This is a genomic window from Acidisoma sp., assembly GCF_035492295.1.
Classification (GTDB): Bacteria; Pseudomonadota; Alphaproteobacteria; order Acetobacterales; family Acetobacteraceae; genus Acidisoma.
The window spans coordinates 47762-64550 of sequence record NZ_DATJJK010000174.1 but is presented as its reverse complement, the minus strand read 5'-3'; the positions used below and the strand labels follow the sequence as shown (position 1 = coordinate 64550).

Annotated in this window: 16 protein-coding genes; 10 read left to right on the top strand and 6 right to left on the bottom strand. The window is 61.5% G+C overall.

All coding sequences use genetic code 11. The features are described from left to right. Together VL752_RS12680 and VL752_RS12675 are read right to left on the bottom strand one after the other, a co-directional pair. On the bottom strand, window positions 1–612 hold a 612-nt coding region (locus VL752_RS12680; RefSeq protein ID WP_325355749.1), incomplete at its 3' end, for an SDR family NAD(P)-dependent oxidoreductase. A gap of 249 nt (window positions 613–861) precedes the next feature. After that, on the bottom strand, window positions 862–1632 hold the full coding sequence (locus VL752_RS12675; RefSeq protein ID WP_325355747.1) for a FadR/GntR family transcriptional regulator: 771 nt from the start codon (window positions 1630–1632) through the stop codon (window positions 862–864). Window positions 1633–1800: 168 nt separating this feature from the next. On the opposite strand from VL752_RS12675, the gene denD reads away from it, so the two are divergent. The 7 genes from denD to VL752_RS12640 all read left to right on the top strand — a co-directional run bounded on the left by denD (window position 1801) and on the right by VL752_RS12640 (window position 9013). Further along, window positions 1801–2796: a D-erythronate dehydrogenase gene (gene denD / locus VL752_RS12670; RefSeq protein WP_325355745.1), complete on the top strand. Its 996-nt coding sequence runs from the start codon at window positions 1801–1803 to the stop codon at window positions 2794–2796. Window positions 2797–2799: 3 nt separating this feature from the next. Next, a complete protein-coding gene (locus VL752_RS12665; protein ID WP_325355743.1) occupies window positions 2800–3801 on the top strand; it encodes an SMP-30/gluconolactonase/LRE family protein in 1002 nt (333 codons plus the stop codon). 84 nt (window positions 3802–3885) lie between these two features. After that, a complete protein-coding gene (locus VL752_RS12660) occupies window positions 3886–4893 on the top strand; it encodes a sugar ABC transporter substrate-binding protein (RefSeq protein ID WP_325355753.1) in 1008 nt (335 codons plus the stop codon). A 23-nt stretch (window positions 4894–4916) separates the two neighbouring features. Beyond that, window positions 4917–6404, top strand: coding sequence for a sugar ABC transporter ATP-binding protein (locus VL752_RS12655; protein ID WP_325355741.1), 1488 nt, complete (start codon window positions 4917–4919; stop codon window positions 6402–6404). A gap of 29 nt (window positions 6405–6433) precedes the next feature. Then, a complete protein-coding gene (locus tag VL752_RS12650; protein ID WP_325355739.1) occupies window positions 6434–7420 on the top strand; it encodes an ABC transporter permease in 987 nt (328 codons plus the stop codon). 32 nt (window positions 7421–7452) lie between these two features. Then, a complete protein-coding gene (locus VL752_RS12645; protein WP_325355737.1) occupies window positions 7453–8220 on the top strand; it encodes an SDR family NAD(P)-dependent oxidoreductase in 768 nt (255 codons plus the stop codon). 22 nt (window positions 8221–8242) lie between these two features. Further along, complete coding sequence (locus VL752_RS12640; protein ID WP_325355735.1) at window positions 8243–9013, top strand: SDR family NAD(P)-dependent oxidoreductase; 771 nt, start codon at window positions 8243–8245, stop codon at window positions 9011–9013. Window positions 9014–9252: 239 nt separating this feature from the next. Here VL752_RS12640 and VL752_RS12635 read toward each other — a convergent pair whose 3' ends face one another. Next, window positions 9253–9948, bottom strand: a complete 696-nt coding sequence (locus VL752_RS12635; RefSeq protein ID WP_325355732.1) for an MIP/aquaporin family protein — start codon at window positions 9946–9948, stop codon at window positions 9253–9255. Window positions 9949–10210: 262 nt separating this feature from the next. Here VL752_RS12635 and VL752_RS12630 point away from each other — a divergent pair, with 262 nt between their 5' ends. From VL752_RS12630 to VL752_RS12620, 3 genes are all read left to right on the top strand, one after another. Continuing rightward, a complete protein-coding gene (locus VL752_RS12630) occupies window positions 10211–10885 on the top strand; it encodes a response regulator transcription factor (protein WP_325355730.1) in 675 nt (224 codons plus the stop codon). Next, window positions 10872–12248 (top strand): sensor histidine kinase, encoded by a 1377-nt coding sequence (locus tag VL752_RS12625; RefSeq protein WP_325355728.1) that lies wholly within the window; start codon window positions 10872–10874, stop codon window positions 12246–12248. The genes VL752_RS12630 and VL752_RS12625 overlap by 14 nt, the downstream gene beginning before the upstream one ends. A 291-nt stretch (window positions 12249–12539) precedes the next feature. Next, entirely contained in the window at window positions 12540–13289 is a 750-nt protein-coding gene (locus VL752_RS12620; protein ID WP_325355726.1) for an SDR family NAD(P)-dependent oxidoreductase, read from the top strand. Window positions 13290–13336: 47 nt separating this feature from the next. Here VL752_RS12620 and VL752_RS12615 read toward each other — a convergent pair whose 3' ends face one another. From VL752_RS12615 to VL752_RS12605, 3 genes are read right to left on the bottom strand one after another with little or no spacing between them, the layout of a single operon-like run. Next, window positions 13337–15058 carry an IlvD/Edd family dehydratase gene (locus VL752_RS12615; protein WP_325355724.1) on the bottom strand — a complete coding sequence of 574 codons (1722 nt, stop codon included), beginning with the start codon at window positions 15056–15058 and terminating at the stop codon, window positions 13337–13339. Between the two features lie 37 nt (window positions 15059–15095). Then, window positions 15096–15893 carry a carbohydrate ABC transporter permease gene (locus VL752_RS12610; protein WP_325355722.1) on the bottom strand — a complete coding sequence of 266 codons (798 nt, stop codon included), beginning with the start codon at window positions 15891–15893 and terminating at the stop codon, window positions 15096–15098. 27 nt (window positions 15894–15920) lie between these two features. After that, window positions 15921–16691 carry an SDR family NAD(P)-dependent oxidoreductase gene (locus VL752_RS12605; RefSeq protein ID WP_325355720.1) on the bottom strand — a complete coding sequence of 257 codons (771 nt, stop codon included), beginning with the start codon at window positions 16689–16691 and terminating at the stop codon, window positions 15921–15923. Window positions 16692–16789: the final 98 nt, after the last annotated feature.

Below are 16789 nucleotides of genomic sequence, written 5' to 3'. Positions count from 1 at the left end.
GAAGGCTGCCTTCTTCTCGGCCGAGCCCGTCAGCCGGTCCAGCATAGCGGTTTCGGTCGGTCCGGGTGCAACGGCATTGACGCGGACCCCAAATGCCGCGGCTTCAAGCGCGGCCGATTTCGTCATGCCCTCCACCGCATGCTTGCTGCCCGCATAGACCGACATGGCCGGCGCCCCGCGCTCCCCCATGGTGGAGGAGATATTGACGATGCTGCCGGAGCCCTGTGCCTGCATGGCGCGAAGCTCATGCTTCATGCTGAGCAGCGTGCCGAGGACATTGGTTTCGAAGGTCTCGGCATAGCTTTCCGGCGTCTGCTCCGTCACCGGGGCAGGCGAGCCTTCCGTGCCGGCGTTGTTGACGGCGATATCAAGCCGGCCGAAGCGCTGCAACACGCGATGCACCATCCGTCGGATGTCCTCTTCGGCGCGGACGTCGGCGCTGACGAACTCGGCTTCGGCTCCAAGCGCGCGAAGTTCCGCCGCCAATGCCTCGCCGGCATCCGGCCGGCGGCCGGAGACGACCAGGCGGTGGGCGGTCTTTGCATAAGCAACGGCGGTGGCCTTGCCGATGCCGGTCAAAGCGCCGGTGATCAGAACGACAGGGGTCTGCATGACGATCTCCTCCATCAAGGCGATTGAGTCTATTTTGATCGATCACCCAGCAGGAACTGATCTCTCCTGGGTGCCGCGTGGGATGGCATCCCCGTCATCGAGAGATCTAGGTGAAGACGGTGCAGTTGAGAAAGACTTTGTAAATCCAGTGATATGCTTCCAAAGCATGGTTTTGCTGAAAGCCACGGCGTCCTGAAGATTTTGCCGCGGCAAGGCCGAACATGTCGGCTAGCTGTATTTGGGCGCCTGCTAGCTCTTGTTCTGGGAAGCCCAGCCTTCCGCGAGGGTGAGTCCTTCATGTTGCCAGAATTCCCGGTCGGCCATAAGCACGCGGGTTGCCGCGTTTTCGACGTGACGATGAGCCGCTGCATGGGCCGCTTCAGGATCTTGAGCGGCAATCGCACGGTAGATACTGAGATGCTCCGCCGCTACTTCCGCTGCAAAATCCTGGCGCCTGGCTTCGTTGGCGCGGGTCAGGCGAATAGCGGAGCGCATGGGCTCGGCGAAAAGCCGAACGAACTGGCTCCAATAGGCATTGGATGTTGCCCGACCGATCGCCATGTGAAAAGCGAGATCCTCGTCAACCCCGGTAGCGGATGCGGCCTGTGCCTCGCCGATCGCGCGAAGAGCCGCTTCAATCTCGGCGCATTGTTCCTCCGTTCGCCGTTCGGCGGCGAGCGCCGCCATCTCGGCTTCAATCGGCCGCCGAACTTCCAGGAAGCCAAGCAAACCGTCGATTGAGCGGGGGATGAAAAACCCGATGTCCGGCACAGGGGCAGGGGCGCGCACCCGCGCCGCGGTGCCCTTGCGCGTTTCGACAAGGCCGTCCGCCTTCAGCCGCGTCACGGCTTCCCGCACCACGGTGCGGCTGACCTGGAACTTTAGGGCTATCGCCTGCTCCGATGGCAGCTTGGATCCCACAGGAAAGATGCCCCGTCTGATCCGCGCGCGGAGCGCCTCGGTCAGCTGATCCGTTCGGCTGCCAGGCTGCATGGGTGGGTCGATCCTCATCCGGCGCATCAAGTCTTATCCAGCACGCCAAGCGGCGCCATATATATTTTACGCCCCTCCGGGACAATCTGCGCCTGCCTGACCCCCCTCTAAAAAATGACTTGCGTCTGCGCAGGAAGCGAGCAAACCTGTCATACAGCTTTTACCCGGCGCAGATCGGGACGGAGAGAAACGAGGATGAAGATTGTCGTTACCGGTGCCGCCGGCTTCCTGGGGCAGAGACTGATCGCAGCCCTGCTCGACCGCGGCGAGATGACGACGGCAGATGGGGTGTTGTCTGCCATCACGCAGATTGTTGCCTTTGACCGGATAGCGCCGCAGCATTGCGTCGATCCGCGCGTGCTGCCGAAGATTGGTGACATTGCAGAGGCAGCGGCGATCGCCGATCTGATCGACAGCGACACCGATAGTGTCTTCCACTTGGCTGCAATTGTTTCCGGTGAGGCGGAGCGGGACTTCGATCTCGGCATGCGGATCAATCTCGATGCCACACGGGCGATCATGGAGCGGATGCGCAACGCAACGCCCGGAGCGAAGCTTGTGATGACGAGTTCGGTGGCGGTATTTGGCGGGCAGATGCCGGCAACGGTGCCGGATGACCTGGTGTGGAGGCCGCAAAGCTCCTACGGCACGCAAAAGGCGATCAACGATCTCCTGCTCGCAGACTATTCCCGGCGCGGCTACCTGGACGGGCGCAGCCTGCGAATGCCGACGATCGTGGTAAGGCCGGGAAAGCCCAATGCGGCCGCTTCGAGTTTCGCGAGCGGGATTATTCGCGAGCCGCTTGCCGGTATCGAGGCGCGCTGCCCGGTTGATCTTGCCACGCTGCTCTGGCTCATGTCGCCGGACCAGGCGGTTCGCAATCTCCTTCACGGGCACGAGCTTCCGGCGGAAGCGCTCGGCCGGGATCGTGTCATCAATATGCCGGGGCTTTCGGTCACTGTCTCGGAAATGCTGCAGGCTTTGCGGCAGGTCGGCGGAGCGACGGCTGCCGAAAAGGTCACGGTGGACCGCGATCCGGCGATCGAGGCTATCGTCAATTCCTGGCCCGGAAACTTCGATGCTACGCAGGCGCGGGGCCTTGGTTTCACCGCCGATCCCGATTTTCCCTCCATCGTCGCGGCCTTCATGCGAGAGACCGGACGGATGCCAACCGTGACAGGAGCTCGGTAAGAGATGGCACATTCCAACGCTCCGTCATCCGGTTCCTTTGGTGACTATGTACAGTTGCCTCTCGGACCTCTCGGCGGTACCCGCTATCCCGATCCGCGCATCGAGGCGCTCGACCCGCGCTTCACCGCGCGGCAGGGAAATGCCGGTATCGAACGGCTGGCCACCGGCTTTCGCTGGGCCGAGGGGCCGGTCTATTTTCCGGCCGGCGGCTATCTTCTGTGGAGCGATATCCCCAACAACCGCATGCTGCGCTGGCTCGAGGAGGATGGCCATGTCAGCGTCTTCCGCAGCCCAAGCAATTTCGCAAATGGCAATACGTCGGATCGCGAGGGCCGCCTTCTGACATGTGAGCATGATTCACGCCGGGTCACGCGAACGGAAATCGACGGCAGCATCACTGTTGTGATGGACTCCTACCTGGGAAAGCGGCTCAATGGACCGAACGACATCGTCGTCGCTTCGGACGGGGCGATCTGGTTCACGGATCCAGGCTATGGCATCGACGGCCCTTATGAGGGACATAGTGCAGAGGCCGAGTTGCCGCGCCGTGTCTATCGCTTCGATCCGAAGCAGGGTGAAGCGCGAATCGTGGCGGACGACTTCGTGCGCCCGAACGGGCTGGCCTTCTCGCCCGACGAATCCAAACTCTATGTGGTGGACAGCGGAATAACCCATGGCGGCCCGGCCCATATCCGTGTTTTCGATGTTGATGGCGGGCGGCTAAGCAACGGTCAGGTATTTGCAGAAGATTTCGAGCCGGGTTTCACGGATGGGATGCGTGTCGACGCAGAAGGTAACGTCTGGTGCAGCATGGGATGGGCCGATCCTGGAGAGGATGGGGTGCGCTGCTATGCCCCGGACGGTGATCTCATCGGCAAGATCCATTTGCCGGAAACCTGTGCCAATCTATGCTTCGGCGGCAAGAAGGGGCACCGGCTTTTCATGGCGGCCAGCACGTCAATTTACGCGCTGTATTTGAACACGACCGGAGCTGCCTGGAGATAAGGCAGTTCCGGGTGTGCTAGGTCCGGGCACGGTCCGGCAAGCGCCCGCAACAAAAACAAGAATGGAGGAAATCTCGTGCGAAAAATGAATAAGCTGGCGATCGCGGCAATGGCGGCGTCGTGCATGGCAATGGCGGCCGGGCAAGCCAAAGCCGCGGACTACGTTGTCGGCCTGAGTGTCGCGACGCTCGCAAATCCCTTTTTCCAGGGCATGACCCAGGGCGTGAAGAAGGGCATCGCCGCTCATCCCGATCTCAAGCTCATCAACACAAGCGCCAATGGTGATGCGAATACCCAGACGAACCAGGTCACCGACCTTATCAACCAGCATGTCGCGGCGCTGATTCTTAATCCGATCAATGCGAATTCCATCGTTCCTATCGTGAAGGAAGCGAATAAGAAGGGAATTCCCGTTTTCACCCTCGATCGCGGTGCCGCCTGCGGCAGTTGCCAAGTGAACTTCCTTGAAACGAATAACGTGGAGTTGGGCAAGGAAGGTGCGGATTTCATCGCCGATCAGCTCAAGAAGCGCTACGGCTCGATCAAGGGCAATGTCATCGATCTCGAAGGCCTGCTTGGCACCACCGCAGGCGACGAGCGAGAGAAGGGCTTTTCCGACGAATTCGCAGCGCTTCAGAAAGACAATCCAGACCTGAAGCTGATCGCCCGGCAAGCGGCGGACTTTGACGCCAACAAGGGCTTCAACATCACAACGCAGTTGCTGGCTGCCCATAAAGACATCGATGCCATCTTCAACGGCAATGATGACAATGCCGTAGGCGCGATGCGCGCGATCCGCCAGGCCAATCGATTCTATCCGATCGGCAATCCGAAGCACATCATCATCATCGGTATCGACGGAACCGAGCAGGGCCTGAGCGCGATCCGCAAGGGTCAGATGGATGCCACGCTCTCCCAAAATCCGCTGACGATGGCGGAGCAATCGGTCGCTTATGTCGAAGATTACCTGCACGGGAAGAAGGATCTGGTGCCGGCCCATCAATACTGGCCGCACATGCTGCTGACCAAGGCGAATATCGACAGCCCCGAAGCCAAGGCCTACGGCCTTTGGGGAGATGAGGTCAGCCAATAACGATTGCAGGGGAGCCGCTCGCCATGGCGCATCTGTTGGAGATGCAGGGCATTTCCAAGGGATTTCCGGGGGTTAAGGCGCTCTCCGATGTCAGCATCTCTCTCGACAAGGGGGAGGTGCTTGGCATTGTCGGAGAGAACGGCGCCGGAAAATCGACTCTGATGAAGATCCTGGCAGGTGTCTTTCCGGCCGATAGCGGGGTGCTGCGGATGGCGGGCGAAACCTTCGCACCGCACAGCCCCCGTGATTCGCTCGACGCCGGCATCATCGTCATCCATCAGGAACTCAGCCTGGTGCCGGACCGCTCGGTCGCCGAGAATATCTACCTGGGCAATCTCCCCCGTGGCGCCTTCGGTCGTGTCAGGCGTGCCGAGTTGAACCGCGATGCAAAGAAGCTTCTGGCACAGGTCGGGCTCACAGTGCCGCCGCAGCGGCGCGTGCGGGATCTCGGCATCGCTCAACAGCAGTTGGTGGAGATCGCACGCGCCTTGTCGCGCGAGGCGCGGGTGATCGTGCTGGACGAACCGACCGCGACCCTGACGACAACCGAGCAGCGTATCCTCTTCGCCACCATGCGGACTTTGCGGGCATCCGGTGTCGGTATCGTTTTCATCAGCCACCATCTCGAGGAAGTCTTCGAGATCTGTGACCGGGTGACCGTATTGCGGGATGGAACGGTGGTTGAAACGCGGCCCGTGGGCGACTGGACGGAGGACGGGCTGATCCAGGCGATGGTCAATCGGCCGATCGAGGCGCTGTTTCCTGAACGGCACGCCGCTTTGGGGGACGTTCTTTTGGAGGTCGAGGGGCTCGGCTCCGGAGACAGCTTCGAGGATGTATCCTTTTCGGTTCGCGCCGGCGAGGTGGTGGGGCTCGGCGGGCTGATGGGCGCGGGGCGAACGGAAGTCCTCAAGACGATCTACGGTGCGCTCTCGCGCTCCGCCGGACGGGTGCGGATCGGTTCGACCGACGCGCGGATCCACAATCCGCGTGATGCAATCCGTGCGGGCCTTGCCTTCGTGCCGGAAGACCGAAAGGGGGAAGGGCTGATCCTGCCCTTCCCGGTGCGCGGCAACGTCGCGCTATCCACCTTGGGGAGACTTTCCTGGTTCGGAAGCATCCTGGCGCCGCGGCGGATAGATCGGCTCGCCCAGCAGACGGTGGGGGAGTTGCGCATTCGGACCCCCAGTATCCGGCAGCGCGTTCAATCCCTCTCCGGCGGCAATCAACAGAAGGTCGTGCTTGGCCGGGCATTGACCACCAAGCCACGCATCTTCCTGCTCGACGAGCCGACCCGGGGCATCGATGTCGGTGCCAAGGTGGAAGTCTATCGTCTTATCAACCAGCTCGCCGAGCAGGGCGGCGCGATTCTTGTGGTGTCGTCCGATATGATCGAGCTGCTTGGCATCTGTGACCGGATCCTGGTGATGCGGGGCGGGCGGCTTGCGGGTGCCGTCCCGCGCCGTGAGTTCAGCCAGGAGCGGATCATGCAGCTTGCGGCGCTTGGCTGACCAGAAAATTTCAGATCAGAAGGCTTGCGATGTCATCCGCTCAAACCTCCACACCTCAGCGCCGCGGCTTCGGGATCGCATCGATCACCCGGGCGGTGAACGAATTGACGATCATCGTGGGCTTCGTACTGATCTCTCTCTACCTCGGTATCACGACGCCCGCCTTTCTCACCTCTGCCAACCTGCTCTCGATCCTGCTTGCGAGCTCGCTGATCGGTATCGTGGCGGTGGGCGAGACCTTTGTGATCGTGACAGGAGGAATCGATCTCTCCGTAGGGTCTGTGGTGGCCTTCACCGGCGTCATGGCCGGGCTAGCGCTCAATGCCCATATGCCGGTTCCGCTTGCGGTGATCGTCGGGATTGGCATCGGCGCGCTGTCCGGCGGCTTCATCGCCTTCGCCGTGACCTTCCTCAACATGAGCCCCTTCATTGTCAGCCTGGCGGTACTCGCGATGGCGCGGGGACTCGCCTTCATCGTCACCAACGGCAATACCATTTTCTCGTTCCCCGATGCCTTCGACAATATCGGCGGCGGGAATCTCGGCCCCTTTCCTGTCGCGGCGCTGATTACGCTGCTGGTCTTTCTGGTCGCCGGTCTCGTCCTTTCCCGCACAGTGTTCGGGGCGGAGGTTTATGCGGTTGGCGGCAACAGGGATGCGGCGCGGCTGGCCGGCATTCCGGTCAATCGTACCCTGGCAATCGTCTACGTGATCTCGGGCGCACTCGCGGGGCTCGGGGGCGTGGTTCTTGCCGGTCGACTGGATAGCGCCCAGCCGATCGCGGCGGTGGGCCTTGAACTGAACGCGATCGCGGCCGTGGTGATTGGAGGCGCATCGCTCTTCGGCGGCAAAGGCAGCATGCTGGGTACGCTGCTCGGCGTCCTCATCATCGGCCTCATCAACAACGGCCTGACGCTGAAGAACGTGCAGCCCTTCTGGGTGCAGTTCATCCAGGGGGCTGTGATCTTCGGCGCGGTCCTGATCGACAGCCTCAATCAGAAGCGCCGGAAGTCCTGACAATCGAAGAAGGAGCGGAACAGGAGATGAGCATGGAAACAGTCCCCACGGGCCTGGGCCGGATGAAGGGCAAGGCGGTGCTGATCACCGGTGCGTCCAGCGGCATTGGACGGGCAACGGCCCTGGTTTTCGCGGGCGAGGGCGCCCGCCTCGTCATCAATGATATCAACGCCGATGGTCTCGAAGACTTGCGCCGCGTGATCGCGGCTGCGGGTTGCGAGGTGAAGGCGGTCGTGGGCGATGTCTCGAAAACTGCGGATTCCGAGGCGATGGTGCTGGAGACGGTCTCCAGCTACGGTCGCATCGATGTCGCTGTCGCCAATGCCGGCATCATCCCCGAGCGCGATCTGGAGACGGCAACGGCCGAGGACTTCGATCATGTCATGGCGATCGACGGCCGCGGCATGTTCCTGACGTGCAAATACGCGGCGCAGGAAATGCTCAAGACCGGCGGTGGTGCCATCGTCTGCCTATCCTCGATCTCCGGAGAGGCGGGTCAGGCGTCGCAGGCGGTGTATGGCCCGGCGAAATTCGTGGCCTCCGGCATCACCAAGCATCTCGGCGTTGAACTTGCGGCCAAGGGCGTGCGGGTGAATGCCGTGGCGCCGGGCACGATCGGCACCGCCGGTCTCTACAAGATGTCGGCCGAGTATATCGCGGGCGTGACGTCCCGCCATCCGATCGGCCGCGTTGGAGAGCCGGAAGAGGTGGCCCGGGCTATCCTGTTTCTCGCGTCTGATGAAGCGTCCTTCATCACAGGGGCGGTTCTGCCGGTGGATGGCGGCTATCTCGCGCAATGATCGGAGGGTGGAGACGCTGCCGATGACGATGCTCAGCGCTCTGCGGATGGAGGGTAAGGTCGCGCTTGTAACAGGAGCGGCACAGGGGATCGGCCTTGCCACATGCGCTGTGCTCGCGGAACTGGGATGCCGCGTCGTTCTCGCGGATTTGGACGGTGAGGCCGCCGCGCGGGAGGCCGCGACGCTGGGTGACGTACGCGCACGGGGACTGGCGCTCGATGTGTCCTCCGAGGCGAGCGTGAGGCACGGCTTCAAGACCGTGGAGGATGGGGAGGGACGGCTCGACATTCTCATCAACAATGCCGGGCGCGCCATCCGTCGGCCATCACTGGAGCTCACGCTCGACGATTGGGACGCTGTGGTCGCGGTCAACATGACCGGAGCTTTCCTCTGCGCGCGGGCGGCCGCCGCGCTCATGATGCGGGGCGGGGCAGGCGGGGCCATCGTCAACACGGCCTCGATCATGGGGCTGTCCGGCGGCGGCCTTTATCCAAACATTTCCTACCAGACGACCAAGGGCGCCATCGTCAACATGACCCGCGCTCTTGCGGTGGAATGGGCGGGTCACGGCATTCGCGTCAATGCCGTGGCACCGACCTGGACCCGGACCGCCTTCATCGGCCAGCTCGAGGAGAATGCCGATCTCATGCGCCGTATCCGGGAGGTGACGCCGCTCGGTCGCCTCGCGGAGCCCGAAGAGGTTGCCCATGCCATCGCCTTTCTCGCATCGCCCGCCTCGTCTATGACCACGGGTCATACGCTGGCCGTGGATGGCGGCTTCCTCGCGCAATAGCGGGCGGCGCGGGCCCTGGCAGGAAGCTCAACGGGCGCGGGATTGGGACCCCCGGTGCGCGTCCCAGGGACCCCTTAACACCCCGATACCGCCGAGAGCGGGCACGCGCGCCGTCCCATCTCGACGCGGCCAACCCTCCCTCGGACTCACGAAGCGGGTGTCGCCGACCTGCCTCGTGAAAGCGGAACACAGTCGCTCCAGGGTCCGAGTTTGCTTCGCTCTTGAGGTCCGTGATCTCTTTACGACGACTGAGCGACCGGCCGGCCGAGGGCAACCGGGCTCAGGGATTTCTTCCACACGAAGCGGTAGAGCAGCCCTGCCACGACGCCGCCGAGGATCTGTGCGGCGAAGTAGAGATCGACTTCGCTGTAGTTGCCGTTCGCCACTGCCGGGCCGAGCGTGCGGGCCGGGTTGAGGCTTCCGCCGGTGACGGGGCCGAAGGCAAAGATGCACACCGTCAAGGTCATGCCGATCGCCAGCGGAGCCAGGTTGCCGCCTGCGCCGCGGATACCCGCGTTGAGGATGGTGTTGGCGAGGAAGAACGATCCGATAGCTTCAAGCAGGAAGCCGCCCATAAGCGTGGTCTGGTGCAGATTGATGAGCGTCTGGCCGAGTTGGTTTGGGGCGCCGTGACCGTAAATGGCCAGCAGTGCCTCCGCGCCCAGGATGCCGCCGATGAACTGCACGATGATGACGGGGATTGCATCCAGGACAGGATGCTCGCCGGCGACCACGGCCGAGATGGTCATCGCCGGGTTGATGAAGGATCCGCTGTCCTTTCCATAGGCATAGGCAAAGATCGTGATAACGAGGCCATGAGCCAAGGCTATCGCCGCAATCGAATGTGCTGGAAGAACGGTCACTGCGCCGGCACCGATGAATATCAGGGCAAACGTGCCGATGAATTCCGCCAAAAGAGATTTCGCAAGTCGCATGGAAGGCTCCTGTAAATTACCGGCAGGAAACTAGACGACCTTCCGACAATTACAGCGCCCTTTATTTTAAAGAATTCTGCAGTTTATGAAACGCGATTCATTATGAACGGACGTTCAGACTTATAACGCGCATTTCATCATTTATGAAAACCACTTCATGATTATCACGTGGACGAGGGTTGCAAAAAGACTATAGGGCAGTCCCTCATCAAGGGCGGTAGCTACCCGCTGGATTGAGAACGACCGACATAGGATATGTGCGTTGGCGAGGGTCCTTCTGATAGAGGACGATCAGGAGACAGCGGAGGAAGTAACGCTTGAATTGGAGCGTTGCGGTCATTCGGTGGTCTGCGTCGATAGCGGCATCACAGGACTGGCCATGGCGCGCGGCGCCTTCGATGTTCTGATCGTTGACCGTCTTCTCCCAGGCCTTGAAGGTCTTGATGTGATCAAGGCCATACGAGAGGAAGGCATCCGCACGCCCGCTCTCGTGGTGAGTGCGCTTGGTCGCCTTGACGATCGGGTCCGAGGACTTCGCGCAGGCGGTGACGACTATCTTCCAAAGCCCTTCGCGCTTGTCGAACTGGTCGCACGGCTTGACGCCGTGCTTCGCCGCCCGGTGGAGACGAGGGAGACGATTCTCAGATTTGGACCTATCGAGATTGATCTGCTTGCACGCAGCGCCACCCGCGCGGGCCGAGGCCTTGATCTGCAGTCGCGGGAACTGGACCTGCTGGAGTATTTCGTCAAACGACCGGGTCGGATCATCACGAGATCGATGCTTTTGCAGGATGTCTGGGGTTACCGGTTTGAGCCCCGCTCGAACGTCGTCGATGTGCATATGAGCAAGCTCCGCAGGAAGGTCGACGCAGTGAACGAGGTTCCGCTTATCAGGAACGTCCGCGGACAGGGATATCGGCTTGATGAATATCGGTGAGGCGTTGCGGACCACCAGTGTCCGGTGGAGCGTCGCCATCGCTCTTGTGTTGCTCCTACAATCATCGGTTCTCTCCGGTCTGTTTTATTGGTGGACTGTTCGAACATCCTTGGGTGAGGTGGACAGCGGTCTCGTCTCGGACTGCATGACATTTGAGAATCTTAAGCCACGAGCCTTGGCCTTTGCGGTTGACCATATGGTCGAATCCGATGTCCATAGAACAAAACTGGCTGGCGTGTTTGATGCCCAGGGCAGGGTAGTGGCGGGGAATATCGCGACACTACCGGCGGCGCTGACAGCGCAATCCCGCCCTATGGTTGTCGGTCTGATCCGCACTCAGCCGCCCAGCGCCATTCCGGATCAAAATCGGGCTATCGCCTGCCCGACCCCGAGTGGGGGGCATGTTGTCTTCGCTTATGACATGGATGAGCTGCGATATATCCACGGTCTGATTGAACGTGCGCTGATACTGGTAACCGTCCCCGCGATCCTGGTGGCCGTGGTGCTGGGCATTTTCCTGAGCTGGCGCGCCCAAGGCCACTTCCGCAAAGTGCAGGCAGCAGTCGATGACGTCATGGAGGGGCGGCTCCAGCGTCGCCTGCCCGTGCGGTCCTCCTTCGATCCGTTTGACCGCTTGTCGTCTTCGGTCAACACCATGCTCGACAGGCTGGAAGAGGCGGTGGATGATCTGCGCGCGCTTGGGGACGACATCGCTCACGAACTACGCACGCCTTTGACACGGCTTCGCGCGCGATTGGAACGTGGCTATCAGGATGCGAAAACGCCGCGAGAGTTTCATCAGATTGGAGAGCGAGCGCTTCGGGATATCGACCACGCGCTCTCGATTGTTTCCAGCATCTTACGCATTCGGGAAATCGACGAGGGGAAGCGTGGCGCGAATTTCGGTCAGGTCAATGTCACCGAGTTGGTGCAGGACGCGGCCGACCTTTATGCGCCAAGCGCCGAAATGCGGCGCATCGCCCTTCATGTTGATGCAGGACCCGCGGCCTATGTCGTCGGTGACCATGACCTGTTGATGGAAGCCATCTGCAATCTTGTCGACAATGCCATAAAATTCACGCCTGTCGGAGGCGAGGTTCGCTGTTCCTTGACGCATGTCGGAGATATCGCGACCTCTGTCAGAGTGGTCGATACCGGACCTGGCATCGCCCAGCACAATCGGGACGCTGTTTTCCGCCGGTTCCATCGGGGAGCGGAGCATTCCGCGATTCCCGGCCACGGCATTGGCCTCAGCCTCGTCGCGGCGATCGTGCGGCTTCATGGCTTCTCCCTTCAAATCAGGAGCGGCGGTCCTGGCTTCGACATCAGCATCAATTGTGGAGGCAGTTCTACCTTCGCCTAGTCCCGCCGAGGCTTTGAAGACCCCCGGTTTTAGGCGGGCGAACCCCAATCGGGGAGGCTTCTAGGAGGTCCCAATCCCGCTCCGACTGACAGAGGAAGGGTGGCGCAGCAGGACGATCACTGGATCTGCGACCGATCCGTTATTCCCTTGTGGAATAAATATTATCGCCTCGACCGATCTGACGCCCGAAAATAAGAATAGCGATACCTCACGTCACGAGCCGTGACCCAGGATTGAGGGGCTGCTCATCACCCCAAGCCGCTGCGCGATGGCGGCACCAAGGAGCGCGTTATGCCTAATCTTGAAGGAAAGATTGCCGTGATCACGGGCGGATCGAGCGGCATCGGTCTGGCGACTGCCAAACGCTTCGTGAAAGAAGGTGCCCACGTCTTCATCACTGGCCGTCGTCAATCCGAACTCGAGAGCGCAAAGGCCGAAATCGGACGCGGCGTGACGACGGTTCAGGGCGACGTCGCGAGTCTGGACGACCTCGATCGGCTCTACGCGACAGTCAAGACCGAGAAGGGTGTCGTTGATATCGTCGTCGCGAACGCCGGCTTTGTCGAGCATGCCAAAATCTTCGATCTATCCGAGGCCCATTACGACAAGACGATGGACATCAACGTGAAAGGCGTCGTGTTCACCGTTCAGAAGGCCCTGCCGCTGATGACCCGCGGCGGCTCGATCATCCTGGTTTCTTCCATCGTCAATGTGAAAGGGATCCCCGCTCACGGCATTTATACCGCAGCGAAAGCCGGCGTTCGCGCCCTTGCGCGTGTCTGGGCCCAGGAACTCAAGGATAAGGGCATTCGCGTCAATACGCTGAGCCCCGGTGCGACGGAAACGCCGATCATTCGTGGCCAGTTCAACAGCGACGAAGCATCGGACGCGGCGAAGAAAGTGTTCGCGTCCATGACGCCTTTGGCGAGGCTCGGCCTTCCGGAGGAACTCGCGTCCGGCGCCTATTTCCTGGCATCTGACGAATCGAGCTACGTCACCGGCATCGACCTTCCGATCGATGGCGGTTTGGCGCAGGTTTGAGCCGCATTGGGCTATCGACCCTGCAACCTAAGCAGATGGACAGGGTTTCAGTGCGAATGGGCGGGCACATCGGCGCCACGGCAACCAACGAGAAAGTCGAAGTCTGCACCGCGATCGGCCTGCAGCACATGCTGAATGTAGAGGCTCTGATAGCCGGACGGTGGGGGCGTGAGCGGCTGCCACGCCCCTTTCCGTCGGGCAAGCTCCGCTTCCGGCACCTCCAGCACCAGAGAACGCGCCGCGACATCCAGCGCGATCATATCCCCCTCCCGCACCAAGGCGAGCGGCCCACCTGCCGCGGCTTCGGGGGCGACGTGCAGCACGACCGTGCCATAGGCGGTGCCGGACATACGCGCATCGGAAATGCGCACCATGTCTGTGATGCCGCGGGCGAGGATTTTCGGCGGCAGTCCCATATTGCCGACCTCCGCCATGCCCGGGTAGCCGCGCGGTCCGCAGTTGCGCAGCACCATCACGGAGGTCTCATCAATGTTGAGATCAGGATCATTGATGCGGCGGTGATAGTCGACGATGGTATCGAAGACGACAGCCCGGCCGCGATGCTGCATGAGAGCGGGTGTGGCAGCCGAGGGCTTGATGACGGCGCCATCCGGCGCCAGATTCCCACGCAGCACGGCGATGCCACCTTCCGGCGTCAGCGAGTTCGCAAAGGTGCGGATGACCTCTGGGTCGAAATTCTCGGCCGCCTGCACATTCTCCCAGATTGAACGGCCCGTGACGCTGGGTGCGTCGCCTTCAAGCTTGCCGGCTTCGGCCAAAGCCTTCATGACTACCGGCAGGCCGCCCGCGTAGCAGAATTCTTCCATCAGAAAGCGGCCTGAGGGCTGAAGATCGACAATCGTCGGAATGTCTCGGCCGAGCCTATCCCAGTCATCCAGACCGAGCTGTACACCGATGCGGCCGGCGATCGCGATCAGATGAAGCACGGCATTGGTCGACCCACCGATGGCACCATTCACACGAATGGCGTTACGGAAGGCGGCCGGGATGAGGATGGAGGAAAGCTTCTGGTCCTCCCGCACCATCTCCACGATCCGCCGGCCGGTAAGCTGCGCCAATACCCCGCGGCGGGCGTCCACGGCCGGCAAGGCGGCATTCTCGGGCAGGGCGACGCCAAGCGCCTCGACCATGCTGGCCATGGTCGAGGCCGTGCCCATGGTCATGCAGCTGCCGGCGGAGCGCGCCATGCCGGCTTCCGCATCCATGAAATCCTTGAGCGTCATGTGCCCGGCTTTTACGTCTTCGCTGTAACGCCAGACGGCGGTGCCCGAGCCCACCGGCTTCCCGCGCACGCGGCCGTTCAGCATCGGGCCGCCGGACAGAACGATCGTCGGCAAGTCGCAGGAGGCCGCCCCCATAAGCAGCGACGGTGTTGTTTTGTCACACCCAACGAGGAGAACGACGCCGTCGATCGGATTGCCGCGAATGGATTCCTCCACGTCCATCGACGCGAGGTTGCGATAAAGCATCGCCGTCGGGCGCAGGTTCGATTCGCCGAGCGACATGACCGGAAACTCGACGGGAAAGCCGCCAGCCTCATAAACGCCGCGCTTCACCCGTTCCGCCAGATCGCGCAGATGGGCATTGCAAGGGGTGAGTTCGGACCAGGTGTTGCAGATACCGATGACCGGGCGACCATCGAAGGCATCGGGCGCCATGCCCTGATTTTTCATCCAGCTGCGATACATGATGGCGTTCTTGCCATCGCCACCGAACCAGGCTTGGGAACGCAGGCGCTTGGCCGTCATGGATGGTCTCCGAAGGAAATGGGCAGAGAAGGGCGAGTCACTTGCCGATTCCCAGCGTCAGACCGCCGATCAGCGCGCGCTGGAACAGGAGATAGGCAAGCATCGCCGGCAGGGCGCTCAACAGCGAGCCAGCGAGCAGGACCGGAATGTCGAGAACGCGGCCTGATTGCAGCACGGCGAGACCGACGGTGATGGTCCGCACCGCGGGCTCCTGCAAAAAGATCAGTGCGACCAGAAGGTCATCCCAAATCTGGATGAATTGCAGAACGCCAACGGCCAGCAGAGCCGGTGCGCTGAGCGGCAGAATAACATTCGCGAAAATTCGCCAATAGGGCATGCCGTCGATCTGCGCCGCTTCGACAAGTTCATCGGGAAGATCGCGCATGAAGGACGTCATGAGAAAGGTGCCGAAGGGAATGCCGAGCGCGGCATAGGTCGCGATCACAGACAGGAAGTTGTCTGATACGCCGAGGGCCGCAAAGTTGATGAACTCCGTCAGGATCATCGACTGCATCGGGATCATCATGCTGGCGCCGATCAGACCCAGCAGCGCGCCCCCGCGCGGGACTTTGAGCTTTGTCAAAGCAAAGGCCGCAAGCGAGCTGATGATGAGGATGCAGGCAACGGACCCGACGGTCACGATGCTCGAATTAATCAGCTGACGCAAAACCGGAAGATGCTCAAACAGGACTCGCCAATTGCGCCAGGAAACATGCCCGGCGAATTCCATCGATCCACGGCCGATCGTGTAGAAGGGGAACAGCATCACGATCAGTACGAGGCCGAGGATACCGCTTGCGACCACACGACCGCGGGGACCGAGGAAGGTTCTCATGCCGTGATATCCGCAATCGCCATCGCCTTAGATCCAGCCCGCATCGACCACGAAATGCTGTGCAGTACACATGCGGCTATCATCGGCCGCCAACCACAGCACCATGCGCGCCAGATCGGCGGGCATGAGCTTGTCCGGCAGGCATTGCCGTTCCTTGATCTGCCGCTCGCCGTCAGCGTCGAGCCAAAGCTCGATCTGCCGCTGCGTCATTACCCAGCCGGGGACGACGGCATTGACGCGGATGCGTTCCGGCCCCAGTTCGCGGGCCAAGCCCTTCGTCATTCCGCTGATTGCGGCTTTCGCCGTGACATAGGCGATGTAGTTCGCCTCCCCCGCGAACCAGCTGATCGAGCTGAAGCAGATGATGGAACCGCCGCCTGCCGCCTTCATGGCCGGGCGCACGGCCTGGGCCGCGAAGAACTGATGGCGCAGATTCGTCTCCATCCGGTTCTGCCAGTATTCCGGCGTGACATCCTCGATCTTGTGGCGATCGTCATTGCCGGCGTTATTGATCAGCACGAGGGGCGCGCCTTGGGTGGCAGAGGACCGCACGACCGCCGCCTTCAAGGCTTCCAAATCCTTGAGATCACAGGAAATGAAAAGCGGGCGGTCGAGCCCGCGGGCGGCGATCCGGTCGGCCACCGCTTCTCCAGCGTCACGCTGGAGATCCAGGAAGGTGACCCGCGCTTCTTGGCCAGCGAAATGTTCGACAATGCTTTCGCCGATGCCGGAGGCCCCGCCAGTGATGAAGACAGGCCGGCCTTTCAGGCTGGGATAGGACGCATCTCGGGCTTCCATCGCGCACTCCTCGGGCAAATTGCAAACCGTCCGCGCTGATTTTGATTGACAGCGGCCGTCACAGATTAAAACATATCATATGATTTTTCCAAGGGCGA